The following is a 16,587-nucleotide window of genomic DNA, read 5'->3' as shown; positions in this document are numbered from 1 at the left end:
CGCCGCCCGCGCACCGCCCGTTCTGGGCGGGGCCGCCGTGCGCGGCGGACCCGCCGCCACTCACCCGACCATCGGAGGGTTCGCGATGAGCACCGACGCCGGTTCGCTGACCACCCAGGACCTTGAGTTCCTCGCCCGCCCCCTGCACGGCTTTTTGTCCGTGGCCGCGGGGCCGCTGCCGCCCCAGCCCCGGCCGGTGTGGTTCGAGGCCACGGCCGAGGGCACGATCCAGCTGTTCACGGCCCCCGACTCGCTCAAGGTCCGGCGCCTGCGCCGCGACCCCCGCGCCTCGATCGTCGAGGCCGCCCCCGTGGGCGAGCGCGAGCGCTGGGTGTCGGTGGCCGGCCGCGTCACGGTGGAGCCCGACGGCGCGCACGACCTGTGCGCCCGCCTGGCCGAGCGCTACTGGGACCTCGACGACCCCGAGCGCGCCGCCGACCTCGCCGGCATGCTGGCCGCCGACCAGGTGCGCCTGGTCCTGCACCCCGAGACCGTGCGCCGCTACGCGCACTGACCCGCGGGCGCCGCGGGGCGCACCGGCACGTCCCGCGGCGCCCTGACGCGCCCTGCCCGGCCTCGGGCACGCGCGGCCGCCCGCTCCCCGGCGGGGCGCGGGCGGCCGGGCCGCAGACCCGCTCAGGGGGTGCCGGCGGGCACCTCCTGGGGGGCCGACTGCTGCTGTCCGCTGGGCGGCGGTGTGCGCGCCGGCGCCGGGGCGCTGAAGTACAGCGCGGTCAGCATGGCGAACAGCACCAGCGCGATCAGCCCGCACACCAGCCACGCGAACGCCTTGGTGCCGCTGAAGCCGGGTTCGCCGTCCTGGTCCGCGCCGCCGAAGTCGGCCAGGTGCCGGGCCAGGCGCGGATCCTCCTCGCCGAGACGCTGCTCGATCTCGGCGAGGATCCGCCGTTCGTTCTCACGCAGTGACATGGCGCCCTCCTCGCCGCGCGGACCGCCACCGCCCGGTGGCCCGCCGCGGCCCCCTGGTACCGGTGGCCGGCCGCGGCCACCCCTGTTCCCTGGTAATGGTTCTATCCGCCCGGGGCCCGGCCAGTCGTGCCCGGCGCCGATTTCGTGTCCGAACACGAGAGCGCCCCGGCACCGCCCGCGCCGCGCCCGCTACAGGTAGAGGCCGGGGCGCTGCTCAGCGGGGGCGTCGTCGGCGGTGGCGGGCACGTCGGCGGCCGTGAGCTCGCGCAGCACGTCGGCGTCCAGCCGGTCCCGGTCGGCGATGCGGGCGGCCTGGTTGGCGGCGGTGCGCGCGAACACGGCCTCGGCCAGCCGCCCGTTGGCGAAGTCGGGCCGGCGCGGGGTGCGGGCCAGGCAGGCGCGGACCGCCTCGGCGGCGCCGGCGCCCAGCCGGAACCCGGCCTCGCGGGCGCGTTCGGCCACGATGGCGAACAGCTCGTCGTCGGTGTAGTCGGCGAAGTGCAGCCGCTTGGCTATCTGGGCGGCCAGGGCGGGGTGGGAGTCGAGGAAGGAGCCCAGTTCGGCCTGCGGCCCGGTGAGCACCACCACCAGGTCCTGCCGGTTCTCGGCCATGAGCCGGGCCAGCGTCTCAACGGTCTCGGCGGCGGGCACCTGACCGGGCCGGTTGGCCCCCAGCTCGTGGGCGTCGGCGACCAGCAGCACCCCGCCCAGCGCGGCACGCACCGCGTCGGCCACGGGCTCGGCCTCGCGGTCGTAGGCGGGGGCGGCCAGGGTGCGGCGGTCGGCGCGCACCAGGTGGCCCGAGGACAGCAGGCCGCGGCGTCCGTAGACGGCGCCCAGGATGGTGGCCACGGTGGTCTTGGCGGTGCCGGGGTTGCCGGTGAAGGCGAGGTGGCCCGGCGCGGCCGAGGCGTGGATGCCGGCGTCCCGGCGGGCCTGCTCGACCCGCGCGCGGGCGTCCAGGGCGCGCACCTCGCTCTTGACGCGGGCGTGGCCCACCAGCTCCTCCAGCGCGGCCAGCGGGTCCTCGGGCAGCGCGGCGCCGACCCGGGCGCTGGCGGTGGCGGGGATGTCGGCGGGGCGCAGCTCGCCGAGCGCGGCGGCGCCGTGGTCGGCCCCCGCGCCGGCGTCCTCGGTGACGCGGCGGGCCTGCAGGGCGATGGCGCGCTCCAGCAGGTTGCGCACGACGCGGGCGTTGCCGAAGGACTCGTCGCGGGGCGCGGCGCGCAGGACCTGGCGCACGCGGGCCGCGGTCTCTGCGGCCACGGTGAACCCGGCGTCGGCGGCCATGACGCGGAAGATGTCGGTGAGCTCGTCGTCGGTGTAGTCGGCGAAGGTGAGGTGGCGGGGGAACCGCGAGGCCACGCCGGGGTTGGAGGCCAGGAAGCGGGTCATCTCGCGCTCGTAGCCGGCCACGACCACCACCAGGTCGTCGCGGAAGTCCTCCATCATCTTCAGCAGGGTGGCCACGGCCTCGTGGCCGAAGTCGTTGCGGGAGCTGGACTCGGTGAGGGTGTAGGCCTCGTCGATGAACAGCACGCCGCCCACGGCCGACTTCACGACCTTCTCGACGCGGGGCGCGGTCTGGCCGATGTACTCGGCGACCAGGTCGGCCCGGCTCACCTCGACCATGTGGCCCGAGGCCAGCAGGCCCAGGTCGGCGTAGACGGCGCCGAGCATGCGGGCCACGGTGGTCTTGGCGGTGCCGGGGTTGCCCATGAACACCATGTGGCGGGTGGGGGAGGCGGCGGGGGCGCCGGCGGCCTCGCGCAGCCGCTCGGCGCGGGCCTCGGCGGCGTACAGCCGGATCTCGCGCTTGACGGCGGCCAGGCCCACGAGCCGGTCGAGGGCGCGCAGCGGTCCGGAGGCGGGTTCGTCGGGGCCGGCCGCGGCGGCCTCGGCCGGCGGCGCGGCCGTTGGGGCCGTCTCGGCGCCGCCGTCGGCGGCGCCCTCCTCGGCGGGCGGCACGGCCGCCTCGGGGGCCTCGGCGGGCGCGGTGCCCAGGCGGGGTGCGGTGGTGTCGGGGATGTCCTCGGGCAGCAGCAGCGCCAGCGCCTCGGCGTCGGCGTCCTCGCCCAGCGCGGCCACGCGCCGGGCCTGGAGCGCGGCGGCGCGCTCGGCCAGCGTGCGCACGGTGCGGGCGTTGCCGAAGGAGGGGCCGCGGGCGGTGCGGCGCAGCACCTGGTCGACGCGGGCGCGGGTGCCATCGGCCAGGGTGAACCCCATGGAGGTGGCGGCGGCCGTGAAGACGTCGGTGAGCTGGGGGCCGGTGAAGTCGGGGAAGTGCAGCCGCCGGGCGAACCGGGCCGCCAGGCGGGGGTTGGCGGCGAGGAACCGGCCCATGTCGCGCTCGGGCCCGCTCAGCACCACCACGAAGGTGTCGCCCCGCTCGTCCAGGTGCTTGAGCAGGGCGTTGATCACGTCGGCGCCCAGGCCCTTGCCCGACTCCGACTCGGTGAGGGCGTGGGCGTCGTCGACCAGCAGCACTCCGCCGGCGGCGGACTTGACGATCTGCTCCACGCGGGCCGGCGTCTGGCCGATGTACTCCCCCACGAGCTCGGCGCGGCCGACCTCGACCACGTGGCCCGAGGACAGCGTGCCGGCGGCGGCGTAGAGGGAGCCCAGGATGCGGGCGACGGTGGACTTCGCGGTGCCGGGGTTGCCGGTGAACACCAGGTGGCGGGCGGGCGGGGTGATGGCCACCCCGGCCTCGGACCGCAGCCGCTCCACGCGCGCCTCCTCGGCGTAGGCGCGGACCTCCCGCTTGACCGCCTCCAGGCCCACCAGGGCGTCGAGTTCGGCCAGCGGCTCGGCCAGGGCGCGGGCGGCCTCGCCGGTGTCGGCCTCGGCGGTGCCGGAGTCGGCGCCCCGGGAGTCGGGCACCCCGGTGGGCACCCCGACCAGGCGGCGCGGCGGGCGGCCGTAGCGGCGCAGGTCCTGCTGGAAGCCGACGACGGGCAGGGGGATGCCGACGGTGGGCTTCTGCAGCACGTCGTCGTCGCCGGAGGCCAGCGCGGTGGCCACGCGCGTGCCCATGTCCAGCCAGGCGCGGCAGGTGTCGGCCTCGCCCGCCAGCACGGCCTGCCACAGCCAGGTGCGGGCGCGGCGGCTCCAGGCGGACTGGTTGTAGGCGGCGCGCTCGTCGGCGACGCGCTCGACCTGCTCGTCGAAGTCGGAGTGGTCCAGCACCACGCTGGCGATGGGCGGGAAGCTGGGCAGCTTGAGGCCGATGGCAAGGTTGCCCAGGACGTCGGCGGCGTCGGGCACGTCGTGGGCGACGGCGGCCAGGCGCTCGTGTGCGGCCCTGAACCCGGCGAAGGCCCAGCGCAGAAAGTCGCCGGGCGGGGCGAACTCGGGGATGACGGCCAGCACGTCCTCGCCGGCGGCGGCCATCCAGACCTTGCGCAGCTCGCGCGGCTTCTCGGTGAGGTCGACGGCGTGGGCGGCGGGGTCGGCGGCGCGGGCGCGGTGCATCTCCAGCAGCACCGCGCGGCGGTCGTCCCAGGGGGCGATGCCCTCCACCGCCTCCAGGACCTCGTAGATCAGCGCGAGGGCGGTCTCGCGCTCGGCGTCGCCGCGGGCGCTCTCGAACAGCTCATAGGAGGGCGGCAGCCGCAGGTTGTCGAAGATCCACTGGGTGTGGTCGGTGGTGAGGTTGGAGTTGGGCAGGTGGTCGCCGACCAGGATAGCGGGCATGCGGGCGTAGTAGCCGGCGTTGACGCGGATCGCGCCGGAGAGCATGACGACCTGCTGGAGCACCTCGTTGGCCATGCGGTCGCGGCTGCCGGCGCGGAAGGGCTCGGCGCGGGGATCCTCCATCAGCTTGGTGATGCGCCCGCTCAGCTCCTCGACCAGGCCGTCGGGCACGCGCCAGGGCCCGTAGGAGTAGACGTCCAGCACCGGCTCGTCGGTGAGGAGCAACTCCAAGTGCTCGGGGAGGCGGATGACCGTCAACCTGGCTCCTTAGCGAGGAATGGGGGGCGGGGGTGGGGCCGCCCGGAAACGGCGTGTTCTTCCATGGTGGGGCGGCGCGAGCGCGCCGGTTTGGACGGGGCGGGGCCCCGGCCGGTTCCGGTCACCTCCCGGGGCGCCCGATGTCAGCGGCTGGAGAGGCGGGCCTCGGGGCTGGGGGCGCTTTCGGCGCGGTAGTCGTCCAGCGCGGTGACGTGGTAGCGCACCGGGCCCTCCACCGGGTCGGTGTCGGTGAACGCGGGGGCCTCCCCGGCGCCGGTGACGGCCAGCAGGTTGTCGGCGCCGGCGAGGTCGCAGGGGTCGTCGCCCTCTCCGGCCACCCGGTAGACGGCGTAGAAGCGGGCGCCCTCGGCGGGCTCCCAGGACAGCCGGACCTCGCCGCCGACGCGCTGGGCGTCCAGGCGGGTGACGGGGTCGGGGGCGCGCTCGCCGGCGCCGTCGGCGGCCGGCGGCAGCGCCGGGCGCCCGTAGTGGTCGGCGCGCAGCCGGCCCATGGCCTCCTCGGCGCGGCCGGTGAGGTCGCTGATGGAGAAGTAGACGTCGCCGCCGACCTCGGGGTACTCGGCGTTGAGGTCGAGCTGGCGGCTGAGGGCGTCGGCGCCGCGCCAGTCGGGCTCGCCCACCCGGTAGGCGGCCTGGCCGATGTAGAGGTCCACGCCGGTGCCCGCGACCTGCTCGGACCACCAGGGCACGAGTTCGGCGTAGTCGGCGGCCGCGAAGCCCTGGTGCCAGTAGAGCTGGGGCACGACGTAGTCGACGGTGCCCTCGCGGATCCAGGCACGGGTGTCGGCGTACTGGGCGTCGTAGGACTCCAGGCCCTGGGTGGCCGAGCCCTCGGGGTCGCTCTCGGCGTTGCGCCAGATCCCGAAGGGGGACACCCCGAAGCGCACCCACGGCTTGGTGTCGCGGATGCGGCCGTGGATCTCGGCGATGAGGGTGGAGACGTTGTTCCGCCGCCAGGCGGCCCGGCTGTCGAAGTCGCCGCCGTGGCGCCGCCAGCTGCGGTCGTCGTCGAACTCCTCGCCCTCGGCCGGGTAGGGGTAGAAGTAGTCGTCGAAGTGGACGCCGTCGATGTCGTAGCGCTCCACCACGTCCAGGACCACGTCGCCCACCCAGTGCCGCACGTCGGGGTTGCCGGGGTCGAGGTAGCCCTCCTCGCCGTACTCCACGAGCCAGTCGGGGTGGCGGCGGGCGGGGTGGTCCTCGGCGAGGTTCTCCAGGTCGGGGTCCTGCCAGCCGACCCGGTAGGGGTTGAACCAGGCGTGCAGCTCCAGGCCGCGGGCGTGGGCCTGCTCCACGGCGTAGGCCAGCGGGTCGTATCCGGGGTCGCCGCCCTGCTCGCCGGTGAGGTAGCGCGCCCAGGGCTCCAGGTCGGAGTCGTAGAGGGCGTCGGCGGTGGGCCGCACGTGGAAGAACACCGCGTTGAGGCCGAGGTCGCGGGCCTGGTCGAGCCGGTCGCGCAGCTCGCGGCGCTGCTCGTCGGCGCTCAGGCCCGGTTCGGAGGGCCAGTCGATGTTGCGCACGGTGGCGATCCAGGCGCCGCGCAGCTGCCGCTTGGGGTGGTCGCCCTCATCAGGGGCGCAGTCGGTGGGGATCGGCTGGGGGCGCTGAGCGTGGGGGGAGGGCGAGGCGCCGTCGCCGCCGGGGGAGGGCGGCAGGCAGGCGCCCAGCAGGGGCACCGCGGTGATCAACGCCACGGCTCCGAGCAGCCGTCGCATCCGTGCTTTACCTCCGGTTTGGCGGAACGTGGCCGTTTCCTGGCATTCCGGCACAGCCTATGGCGACCCGGCGGGTCGTCGGACCACCCGGCGCGGGGCGGGCGCGACCGAAGGGCACCTGTGGGGATTTACGGGCTTTTAAGATGGGCGGTTGTGATAGCCGCTCTGGATCAAGCGCCCGAACTGGACGTGCGCACACGCGCCCTGCCCAGTGACATCGACCCCCTGGAGCGGCTGCCGGCCGCCGCTCCGCTGGCCTGGGTGCGCGAGGGCGAGGGCATCGCCGCCTGGGGCGAGGCCGCCCGGATCACCCTGCCGCCCGAGGCCGACGCCGCGGGCACCGACCGCTTCACCCGCGCGGCCGCCGCCCTGGAGGGGGTGTGGACCCGCACCCGCGTCAGCGACGAGGTCGGCCTGCCGGGCACCGGCGCCCTGGCCTTCGGCTCCTTCACCTTCGACCCGCGCTCCGGGGGGTCGGTGCTGGTCGTGCCGCGCGTGGTCTGCGGGCGCCGCGCCGGCAAGTCCTGGGTGACCACCGTGGCCGACCGCGGCGCCGAGCACCCCGCCGACCCCCTGGACGCCCCGGTCCCCCCGGCCGCGCCCGTGGGCCCGCTCACCTGGCGCCAGGGCGCCCTGGCCGCCGAGGAGTGGGAGCGCACGGTGGCGGAGGCGGTGGCGCGCATCCGCGGCGGCGCCCTGGAGAAGGCGGTCATGGCCCGCGACGTGGTCGCCGAGGCCGCCCGCCCCATCGACGTGCGCACCCTGCTGCGCCGGCTGGCCCGCGACTACCCCGACTGCTACACCTTCTCGGTGGCCGGCATGGTCGGCGCCACACCCGAACTGCTGCTGCGCCGCGAGGGCGACGAGGTCCACTCGGTGGTGCTGGCGGGCACCCGCCCGCGCGGCGCCACACCCGAGGAGGACGCCCGCCTGGCGCACGAACTGGCCGCCTCGGCCAAGGACGCCGAGGAGCACCGCCTGGCCATCGAGTCGCTGCGGCGCACCCTGGCGCCGCTCAGCGCCGGCGTCGACGCGCCCGACGGCCCCGAACTGGTGCGGCTGCCCAACGTCCAGCACCTGGCGTCCCCGGCCGCCGCCCGGCTGCTGCCCGGGGTGTCCACCCTGCGGGTGGTGGCGGCCCTGCACCCCACCGCCGCGGTGGGCGGCACGCCCACGCCCGCGGCCGTGGAGCTGATCGCCGAACTGGAGGGCATGGACCGCGGACGCTACGCCGGGCCGGTGGGCTGGGTCGATTCCGAGGGCAACGGCGAGTGGGGCATCGCGCTGCGCTGCGCCCATGTCGAGGGCGCCCGCGCGCGGCTGTTCGCCGGCTGCGGGATCGTGGCCGGCTCCGAGCCCGCGGCCGAACTGGCCGAGGCCGAGGCCAAGCTGCGGGTCATGCGGGCGGCCCTCACCGACCCGCCCGGCTGAGCGGTCTCAGTCCGGCGGCAGGTCGCGGGCCTCGAAGTCGGCGAAGTCGAACCCGGGCGAGACCACGCAGGTCACCAGCGCCTCCTGGTCGGCCAGGAGGCGCGCGGCCTGCCAGGTGCCGCCGGGCACCACCGCCTGGAGGCGCCGGCCGGCCTCAAGGTCGGTGCCCAGCGCCACGCGCTCGTGCTCGGCGGCGGGGTCGTCGCCGTCGCCGCCCAGGAGCAGCTCCAGCGCACCGCCCCGGTTGAACACCCACACCTCGTCGGAGCGCACCCGGTGCCAGCGCGAGAACTCGCCGGGGTGCAGCAGGAAGTGGATCGCGGTGGCGGTGGGCCGCTCCCCCGCGTACCCCTCGGGCCGCACGGTGGGGCCCGCCCGCCACGTGGAGCCGTACCAGCCGCCTTCGGGGTGGGGCAGCAGGTCGAGCAGCTCGGCCGTGGGGCCGCGCCGCTCCACCCCCACGTACACCCCTCGGTGGTCGCGGCGGGCGTAGCGCACCTCGACCACGGCCGCCCGCGGGATGGGGCCGTAGACGTGGGGGAAAAGGGTGCCCGGCGCGGCGCCGGGCGGGGGCGCGGGCGCCGGAGGCTCCCAGCGCACCGGCGCGTCCACCCGGTCGGTGTCGACGACCAGCACGACCATCGGCTCGGCGGCGTCGGCGTAGAGGGCGTTGGCCACGGCCAGCACCGTGGCCTCGTCGGGCGAGGCGTGCACGAAGCCCTCGCGCTCCAGGGATTCGGGCGCGATGGGCCCGGAGTCGGCGCGCCAGCGCGCGAGGCCGGTGAGGTGCAGCACGTACCGCATCGCCCCGACGCTACCAAAAGGCGCCCCGCGCGCGGCGCCGGGGCTCAGGCGGCCAGCGCGGTGTCGACCGCCTGCTGGAGGCGGCGCCGCAGCGCGGCGGAGTCGCCGCGCCCGGTACGGACCTCGACCAGCCGCAGGCCCTCGCCCAGCAGCGCCTTGGGCAGGTCGGTGGCGCACTCCAAGCGGGTGTAGGGGAGCTCGGCCATGGCCGCCACCCGCTCCATGGACACCCCGTGGGGCGTGCCGAACAGCCGCTCGAAGTCGGGGTGGCCGGCCTGCTCCAGGCCGGAGAAGATGCCGCCGCCGTCGTTGTTGACCACCACCACGCACAGCTCGGGGCGGGGCTCGCCCGGCCCGATCACCAGGCCGTTCTGGTCGTGCAGCAGCGCGAGGTCGCCCAGCAGGGCGTAGGCGCCGCCCCCGCCGGCGCGCTGGTGGGCCAGCGCCGCGCCCACCGCCGTGGAGACCGTGCCGTCGATCCCGCTGACGCCCCGGTTGCCGATGATGCGGGCGCCGCAGCGGGCGCTCATGGCGGCGTCGAGGTCGCGTATGGGCATGCTGGAGCCGGCGAACAGCAGCGACCCGTTGGGCAGCTGGGCGGCCAGGTCGCGGGCCAGGCGGACCTCGCTCAGGGCGTCCTCGCCGTCGAGGACGGCGTCCAGGGCGGCGCGCGCCCGCGCCTCGGCCCGCCGCCAGGAGCGCGCCCAGGGGGTGTCGGGGTCGGCCCCGGCCGGCGGGGCGACGGCGGGCACCACGTCGGTGGCGGTGCGCTGGGGGTCGGCGAAGCCGCGGGCCGGGCCCACCACCACGTGCCGGCGCGCCCGTTTCAGGTAGGCCATGAGCTGGCGGGACAGCCCGGGCCGGCCCACGCTCACGATCAGCTCGGGCTCGTGGGCGGCGGCGAAGTCGGGCGAGGCCAGCAGGTGGCGGTAGGTGGAGACCGCCTCGGCGCGGCGGGCGTTGGAGGTGGGCTCGGCCAGCAGCGGCCAGCCCGTGGCCGCGGCCAGGCCCAGGAACGGGATGGGGTCGTAGTCGCCGTCGCCGCAGATGATCACGCCGCGCTCGACCGGCGGCAGCTCGACCGTTGGGGGCTCCACCGGCGGGGCGCCGGCGGTGATCCAGGGCCGGCCCTGCGCCCGGCCGGCCAGCGGTTCGGGCCACCCGGAGTCGGCCGGGGTGCCCGGCGCCGGCTCCTCGGGCACCAGCGGCTCGCGGAAGGCGAGGTTGAGGTGGACCGCGCCGGGCCGCTCGGCCACGGCCGCGCCCCAGGCCCGGCACGCCAGCGACCGCCAGTAGGCGACCATGCCGGGCACGGCCTCGGGCGTGCCGACCTCGGTGAACATCCGCACCGCCGAACCGTAGAGGTCGATCTGGTCCACCGTCTGGTTGGCGCCGGTGTCGCGCAGCTCCGGCGGGCGGTCGGCCGTGAGGATCAGCAGCGGCACCCCGCTCTGGTCGGCCTCCAGCACCGCCGGGTGGAAGTTGGCCGCCGCGGTGCCCGAGGTGCACACCAGCGCCGCCGGCCGGCGCTCGGCACGGGCCAGTCCCAGCGCCAGGAACGACGCGGAGCGCTCGTCGATGCGCACGTGCACGCGGACGTCGGGATGGGCGGCCAGCGCCATCGCCAGGGGGGTGGAGCGCGACCCCGGCGCGACGACGGCCTCGGTCAGCCCGCAGCGGGCGAGCTCGTCGACCAGGACGCGCGCCAGGGCGGTAGACGGGTTCATGCGGTCTCTCTAGTTCGTCACGTGTGTTCCAGTATCGGCGGGTGCGGCCGACGTGATTCGGTCGGCCCCGCGCCGGGCGGTGTCCGTGCCCCTCCGCCCTCGGCCGCGGCGCCGCCCCTTCGCGGCGCCCCATCCGCTCGGGGATCCCGCGCCCCTCCCCGCGGCGGCCTCCCCCGGCTCCCACGCCTGCAACCCGCACCGATGGGGTAATCATCCCGAGACGCTGCGGAATCTCCCCTGCTGGTGACCGGAACCCCCGCGCCGCCCCACCCGGAACGCCGCGCCACCGGGCCCGGCACCCGGAGCGGACTCTCCCGCCTTACCCGGTATCACACGAACCACCGCGAGCGCGGCCAAAACCGCTCACCGGCCCCGCTCCGCGGCCGCTTCCCCGGCGCGCCGCGCCGCCTGCGCGCGCGCCAGCCACGGTGCGGCGTCGGCCTCCACCGCGGCCAGCCGCCCCGGGTCGACCTCGGGGCGGCGCACCGGCAGCTCCCCCGCCACCGGCAGCAGCGGGTCGGCGCACACGTCGCCCGCCAGCAGCTGGGCGGTGGCCAGGCCGCACGCGTAGGGCAGCTCGGGCAGCGCCGCGGCCAGCGCCACCCCGGCCGCCAGGCCCACCGAGGTCTCGACCGCACTGGAGACCACCACCGGCAGCCCGCACGCCTCGGCGACCCGCAGGGCCGCCCGCACACCGCCCAGCGGCTGCACCTTGAGCACCACGATGTCGGCGGCCCCGGCCGCGCGCACCCGCAGCGGGTCCTCGGCCCGGCGCACCGACTCGTCGGCGGCCACCGGGACCTCCACCCGCCGCCGCACGCGCGCCAGCTCCTCCAGGCTCGCGCACGGCTGCTCCACGTACTCCAGCCCGAAGCGGTCCAGCGCGCGCACCATCCGCACGGCGGTGTCGACGTCCCAGGCGCCGTTGGCGTCCACGCGCACCCGCCCGGCCGGGCCGATCGCCGCGCGCACCGCCTCGACCCGGGCCATGTCCTCGCCCGGGTCCTGGCCGCGCTCGGCCACCTTGACCTTGGCCGTGGCGCAGCCCCCCGCGGCGACGATGCGCGCCGCCTCCTCCGGGCCCACCGCCGGCACCGTCACGTTCACCGGGACCGCGGCGCGCACCGGGTCGGGCCAGCCCTCCTCGGCGGCCTCGACGCACGCCGCCCACCACCGCGCGCACTCGCGGGGCCCGTACTCGGCGAACGGCGAGAACTCCCCCCAGCCCGCCGCGCCGCGCACCAGCAGCCCCTCGCGCGCCGTGACGCCGCGGAACCTCGTCCGCAGCGGCACCGCGAACGCCCGCGCCTCGGCGAAGCCCTCCAGGCCCATCGCCACAACCGCCCCTCCTGATCACCCCGGACCGCGGCCGGCCCCGGCGGCGCGGGACGTCCCGCCCGCGCCGCCGCACCCGCCTACGGACGGCGGGGGAAGCGCTCGAACTCGGGGCGGCGCTTCTCCTTGAACGCGTCGCGGCCCTCCTGGGCCTCCTCGCTCATGTAGTAGAGCATCGTGGCGTCGCCGGCGAACTGCTGCATGCCGGCCGCGCCGTCGCTCACCGCGTTGATCGCGCCCTTGAGCATGCGCAGCGCCAGCGGCGACTTCTCCAGCAGCTCCCGCGCCCAGGCGACGGTCTCCTCCTCCAGCCGCTCCAGCGGAACGACCGTGTTGACCAGGCCCATGTCCAGCGCCTCCTGGGCGCTGTACTGCCGGCACAGGTACCAGATCTCGCGGGCCTTCTTCAGCCCGACGGTCTGGGCCAGCAGCCAGGAGCCGTAGCCGCCGTCGAAGGAGCCGACCTTGGGGCCGGTCTGGCCGAAGCGGGCGTTGTCGGCGGCGACGGTGAGGTCGCAGCACACGTGCAGCACGTGCCCGCCGCCGATGGCGTAGCCGGCCACCATCGCGATCACCGGCTTGGGCAGCCGGCGGATCTGCACCTGCAGGTCCAGCACGTTGAGCCGGCCGATGCCCTTGCGGGCGACCTCGTCGTCGCCCATGTAGCCGTCGTCGCCGCGGATCTTCTGGTCGCCGCCCGAGCAGAACGCGCGGTCGCCGGCGCCGGTGAAGATGATCACGCCGACCTCGGAGTCGTCGCGCGCGGCGTTGAAGGCGTCCTGCAGCTCAAAGAGGGTCTGCGGGCGGAACGCGTTGTGCCGCTCGGGTCGGTTGATCGTGATCTTGGCGATCCCCTCGGCGGTCTCGTAGATGATGTCGGTGTACTCACCGGACCGCCGCCACTTCACGCCGCTCACGCCTGTCGTCATCTCCTCGCGCCGCTGTCGACTACACACAGCGCGGCTCCGCGCCCCCCGCCGCGGGCCAGCCGCGAAGCGGAACCGGGGCACCGGAAAACCGCCGAAGGCCAACCCTAATCGCTCCCCCGCACGCGACGGCACGCGCGGTCGGCTCCGCACCCGCCCTCACCGGCCGCGCTCACCCGGCGCTACCGTGGAGGCCGTGGCGAACCGACCCCTGCACGCGGTGATGGGCCTGGACCCCGGCCGCCTCACCGCCCTGCTGTCCGACGCGCTGGAGGGCACCGGCCCGGCCCTGCTGCCCATCGACCCGGACACCCCCCGGCCGCGGCTGGAGCACATCCTGGCCACCATGCGCCCGGCCGCCCTGCACACCCCCGAGGGCACCACGGCGCTGGCCGACCCCGCCGGCACCGCCGAGGACGTCGCGGTCGCCATCGCCACCTCGGGCTCCACCGGCGCGCCCAAGGGAGTCGAACTCACCGCCGGGGCCCTCACCGCCTCGGTGCACGCCTCCCTGTCCCGCATCGGCGCCCGCCCCGCCGACCCGTGGCTGTGCCTGCTGCCGCCCGCCCACATCTCGGGGCTGCTCGTCCTGGTCCGCGCCCTGGTCACCGGCGCCCGGCCGCTGCACCAGCGCTTCGACCCGGCCACCGTGCTGGCGACCGCCCGGCGCCACCGCCCCCACGTCTCCCTGGTGCCCACCCAGCTGCACCGGCTGCTGGCCGCCGGCGCCGACCTGTCGGCCTTCAACACCATCCTGCTGGGCGGCGCCGCGGCGCCCGAGCACCTGCTGGCCGCCGCCCGCGCGGCCGGGGGCACCGTGGTCACGACCTACGGCATGAGCGAGACCTGCGGCGGCTGCGTCTACGACGGCCTCCCCCTCGACGGCGTGCGCGCGCGCCTGGACGACGACGGCCGGATCCTGCTCGCCGGGCCCGCCCTCTTCAGCGGCTACCGTCTGGACCCCGCGGCCACCGCCGCCCACACCCGCACCGACTCCGACGGCACCCGCTGGTTCGCCACCAGCGACCTGGGGGTGTTCGACGCCGAGGGCCGGCTGCGGGTGCGCGGGCGCGCGGACGACGTCATCAACACCGGCGGGCACAAGGTCGTCGCCGGCGAGGTCGCCGCGCTGCTGGCGCGCCTGGACTCCGTCGGCGAGGCCGTCGTGGTGGGCCGCCCCGACCCCGAGTGGGGCCAGCGCGTCACCGCCGTGGTGGTGCCCGCCGACCCCGCCGCCCCGCCCTCGCTGGCCGACCTGCGCGACTGGGTCCGCCGCCACCTGCCCGCCTACGCCGCGCCCCGCGAACTCGACCTGCGCGCCGCCCTCCCGCTGCTGGCCTCCGGCAAGCCCGACCTGGTCGCCCTGCGCCGCGCACCCGCCGCCCGCGATTGACTCCGCCCGCCGCGGGCAGCGGAAGAGGGTGCGCCGCGGGGGGCCTTCGGCGACCGGATCCGCCGCCGGGGGAACTTCCCGCGTCGAACAGGCGTCTACCAGAGCACCGAACACCAACCCCCGCGAAGGAGGGCGGCGGTACCCACCCCGGTGCCCGCGGGCGCGGCGGGGGGACCGCGCGGACGGCCGGGCCCTACCCGCTCAGCGGACCGGACCACGCCACCTCAGACCGTGACCTAGACCACGTCCGGCGAGATCCAATCGAGACCGGGAACATTTGACTCTCTGACACGTTAGACATATTGGCGCGCGAACACGGCGGACTCCTTACCGCCACGCGCCTGACGTCTTGGAAGGGAGGGAGGTGCCTCCATGTCGCGCACTGCCCTAGCCACTTCTCCCACGGTGGCGCAGAACGCCGACGGCCGGACCGTCGCCTCCGCGGCGCTGGACGAGCTGATCACCCGGGGGCGCTCCCAGGGACACCTGTCCCTTGCGGAGCTTCGCGCCGCGTTCTCCGCGGCGGGCATCAGCCCGGCCGACGGCCGCTCCATCCTGCGTGAACTCACCGACGCCGGAGTGCGGCTCGCCAACGGGGGCGGCGACGCCGCGGCGGTGGAGTCCGTGGACGCCGACGTCGAGGACGAGGCGCTGGAAGACGCGCTCGACTCCGCGCCCGCGGACACCGAGCCCGCCAAGTCCGGCGGCCCCGCCCCGGGCACCGCCGCCGAGCCCGACGGCCCCGAGGCCGATCTGGACGACCAGTCCCCCGCCATGGGCGACTCCGTCCACACCTACCTCAAGGCCATCGGCCGCCGGCAGCTCCTCACCGCCGAGGAGGAGGTCGACCTCGCCAAGCGGATCGAGGCCGGGCTCTACGCCGAGTACCGCCTGGGCCTGCTGGAGGAGTCCGACGCCGACCCCGCCGAGCTGTCCGACACCGAGCGCGCCGACCTCACCGAGATCGCCGAGGACGGCCGCCGCGCCAAGCAGCACATGCTGGAGGCCAACCTCCGCCTGGTGGTCTCGGTCGCCAAGAAGTACAGCGACCGCGGCATGTCCCTGCTCGACGTCGTCCAGGAGGGCAACCTCGGCCTGATCCGGGCCGTCGAGAAGTTCGACTACACCAAGGGCTTCAAGTTCTCCACCTACGCCATGTGGTGGATCCGCCAGGCCATACAGCGCGGTTTCGCCGACTCCGCGCGCACCATCCGCCTGCCGGTGCACGTCCTGGAGCTGCTGAGCAAGGTCAGCCGCCTGGAGCGCGACATGCACCAGACCCTCGGCCGCGAGCCCACGCCCGAGGAACTGGCCGTGGAGCTGGACAAGACCCCGTCGCAGATCGAGGAGCTGCTGCGCGTCACGCGCCAGCCCATCAGCCTCGACTCCACCATCGGCGAGGACGGCGAGACCCGCATCGGCGACCTCATCGAGGACATCGACGCCTCCGAGGCCTCCGAGGTGGTCGACCGCCAGCTCATGGCCGACCAGCTCCGCCGGGCGCTGGAGGACCTCGAACCGCGCGAGGCCACGATCATGTCCCTGCGGTTCGGCCTCATGGACGGCCGGCCCCGCACCCTCGACGAGATCGGCAAGCACCTCGGGCTGACCCGCGAGCGCATCCGGCAGCTGGAGAAGCAGTCCCTGTCGAAGCTGCGGCACCCCAGCCGGGCCCAGCAGCTCCTCGACTTCGCCAGCTAGCCCGGCGGGGCGGCGCCGGCCCGCCGGCCGCCTCCCCTTCCGGACAAGACGGCACCGCCGCGGCCCCGCGCCCCTTCCGGGCGCGGGGCCGCGGCGTTCGCGTATCTCTCCCCGCCCCGGGCGCGGCGCCGACCGGGCGGCCCGCCCGGGGCCCGCCTGCGGCGCGCGCTCGGGCGGGCGCGGCCGCCGGGCGCGGCCGCGATGGACACGGCGGCGGCACCGCGCCCGCCGGCGGGCTCAGCCGCGCAGCGCCGCGCGGACGATGTCGAGCGCCTCGTCGCGCTCCAGCCCCAGCTTGGAGATCACGCCGGCGTAGGCGCGCGCGGCGGCCACGGCCTCGGCCCTCTGCTCGTCGCCGTTGGCGGCGATGAAGGTGCCCGACCGGCCGCGGGTCTCGACGACCCCGGCCTGCTCCAGCTCCCGGTAGGCACGGGCGACGGTGTTGACCGCGACCTTCAGCTGTTCGGCCAGCGCGCGGACCGTCGGCAGCTTGTAGCCGACGGGCAGCTCTCCCCGGGCCGCCGCGTTGGCCACCGACGACCGTATCTGCTCATACGGGGGAACCTTTGACGACGGGTCGATGCGGATCGCATCGGGCATCCTCGCCCCCACTCCCTGTAACGTGCAATGCCTGTGGCGTGCGTGGAACG

General features: G+C 76.2%; 12 protein-coding genes. 4 read left to right on the top strand and 8 right to left on the bottom strand.

Annotated features, from left to right (window positions below):
* The first annotated feature begins 85 nt into the window (after positions 1 to 85).
* Positions 86 to 514 carry a pyridoxamine 5'-phosphate oxidase family protein gene (locus HNR12_RS01390; protein ID WP_179765744.1) on the top strand — a complete coding sequence of 143 codons (429 nt, stop codon included), beginning with the start codon at positions 86 to 88 and terminating at the stop codon, positions 512 to 514.
* Between the two features lie 122 nt (positions 515 to 636).
* Here the strand turns inward: HNR12_RS01390 and HNR12_RS01385 are convergent, their stop codons facing one another.
* From HNR12_RS01385 to HNR12_RS01375, 3 genes are all read right to left on the bottom strand, one after another.
* On the bottom strand, positions 637 to 930 hold the full coding sequence (locus HNR12_RS01385) for a DUF3040 domain-containing protein (RefSeq protein ID WP_179765743.1): 294 nt from the start codon (positions 928 to 930) through the stop codon (positions 637 to 639).
* Between the two features lie 189 nt (positions 931 to 1,119).
* Complete coding sequence (locus tag HNR12_RS01380) at positions 1,120 to 4,884, bottom strand: AAA family ATPase (protein ID WP_179765742.1); 3,765 nt, start codon at positions 4,882 to 4,884, stop codon at positions 1,120 to 1,122.
* A gap of 143 nt (positions 4,885 to 5,027) precedes the next feature.
* A complete protein-coding gene (locus HNR12_RS01375; protein WP_179765741.1) occupies positions 5,028 to 6,620 on the bottom strand; it encodes a glycoside hydrolase family 10 protein in 1,593 nt (530 codons plus the stop codon).
* 153 nt (positions 6,621 to 6,773) lie between these two features.
* Here HNR12_RS01375 and HNR12_RS01370 point away from each other — a divergent pair, with 153 nt between their 5' ends.
* A complete protein-coding gene (locus tag HNR12_RS01370; RefSeq protein WP_179765740.1) occupies positions 6,774 to 8,051 on the top strand; it encodes an isochorismate synthase in 1,278 nt (425 codons plus the stop codon).
* 6 nt (positions 8,052 to 8,057) lie between these two features.
* Here the strand turns inward: HNR12_RS01370 and HNR12_RS01365 are convergent, their stop codons facing one another.
* The 4 genes from HNR12_RS01365 to menB form a co-directional block, all read right to left on the bottom strand.
* A complete protein-coding gene (locus tag HNR12_RS01365; protein WP_179765739.1) occupies positions 8,058 to 8,855 on the bottom strand; it encodes a cupin domain-containing protein in 798 nt (265 codons plus the stop codon).
* A gap of 44 nt (positions 8,856 to 8,899) precedes the next feature.
* Positions 8,900 to 10,582 carry a 2-succinyl-5-enolpyruvyl-6-hydroxy-3-cyclohexene-1-carboxylic-acid synthase gene (gene menD / locus HNR12_RS01360; protein WP_179765738.1) on the bottom strand — a complete coding sequence of 561 codons (1,683 nt, stop codon included), beginning with the start codon at positions 10,580 to 10,582 and terminating at the stop codon, positions 8,900 to 8,902.
* 363 nt (positions 10,583 to 10,945) lie between these two features.
* Positions 10,946 to 11,914 carry an o-succinylbenzoate synthase gene (locus tag HNR12_RS01355; RefSeq protein ID WP_179770316.1) on the bottom strand — a complete coding sequence of 323 codons (969 nt, stop codon included), beginning with the start codon at positions 11,912 to 11,914 and terminating at the stop codon, positions 10,946 to 10,948.
* 83 nt (positions 11,915 to 11,997) lie between these two features.
* A complete protein-coding gene (gene menB / locus HNR12_RS01350; RefSeq protein ID WP_179765737.1) occupies positions 11,998 to 12,846 on the bottom strand; it encodes a 1,4-dihydroxy-2-naphthoyl-CoA synthase in 849 nt (282 codons plus the stop codon).
* Between the two features lie 220 nt (positions 12,847 to 13,066).
* On the opposite strand from menB, the gene HNR12_RS01345 reads away from it, so the two are divergent.
* Together HNR12_RS01345 and HNR12_RS01340 are read left to right on the top strand one after the other, a co-directional pair.
* Complete coding sequence (locus tag HNR12_RS01345) at positions 13,067 to 14,236, top strand: AMP-binding protein (RefSeq protein ID WP_179770315.1); 1,170 nt, start codon at positions 13,067 to 13,069, stop codon at positions 14,234 to 14,236.
* Between the two features lie 372 nt (positions 14,237 to 14,608).
* Positions 14,609 to 15,937 carry an RNA polymerase sigma factor gene (locus HNR12_RS01340; RefSeq protein ID WP_179765736.1) on the top strand — a complete coding sequence of 443 codons (1,329 nt, stop codon included), beginning with the start codon at positions 14,609 to 14,611 and terminating at the stop codon, positions 15,935 to 15,937.
* 237 nt (positions 15,938 to 16,174) lie between these two features.
* On the opposite strand, the gene HNR12_RS01335 is transcribed toward HNR12_RS01340, so the two are convergent.
* Positions 16,175 to 16,537, bottom strand: coding sequence for a GntR family transcriptional regulator (locus HNR12_RS01335; RefSeq protein ID WP_179765735.1), 363 nt, complete (start codon positions 16,535 to 16,537; stop codon positions 16,175 to 16,177).
* Between the last annotated feature and the right edge of the window lie 50 nt (positions 16,538 to 16,587).

This window comes from Streptomonospora nanhaiensis, from assembly GCF_013410565.1.
Lineage (GTDB): Bacteria > Actinomycetota > Actinomycetes > Streptosporangiales > Streptosporangiaceae > Streptomonospora > Streptomonospora nanhaiensis.
This window is presented reverse-complemented; position numbering and strand designations above follow the sequence as displayed.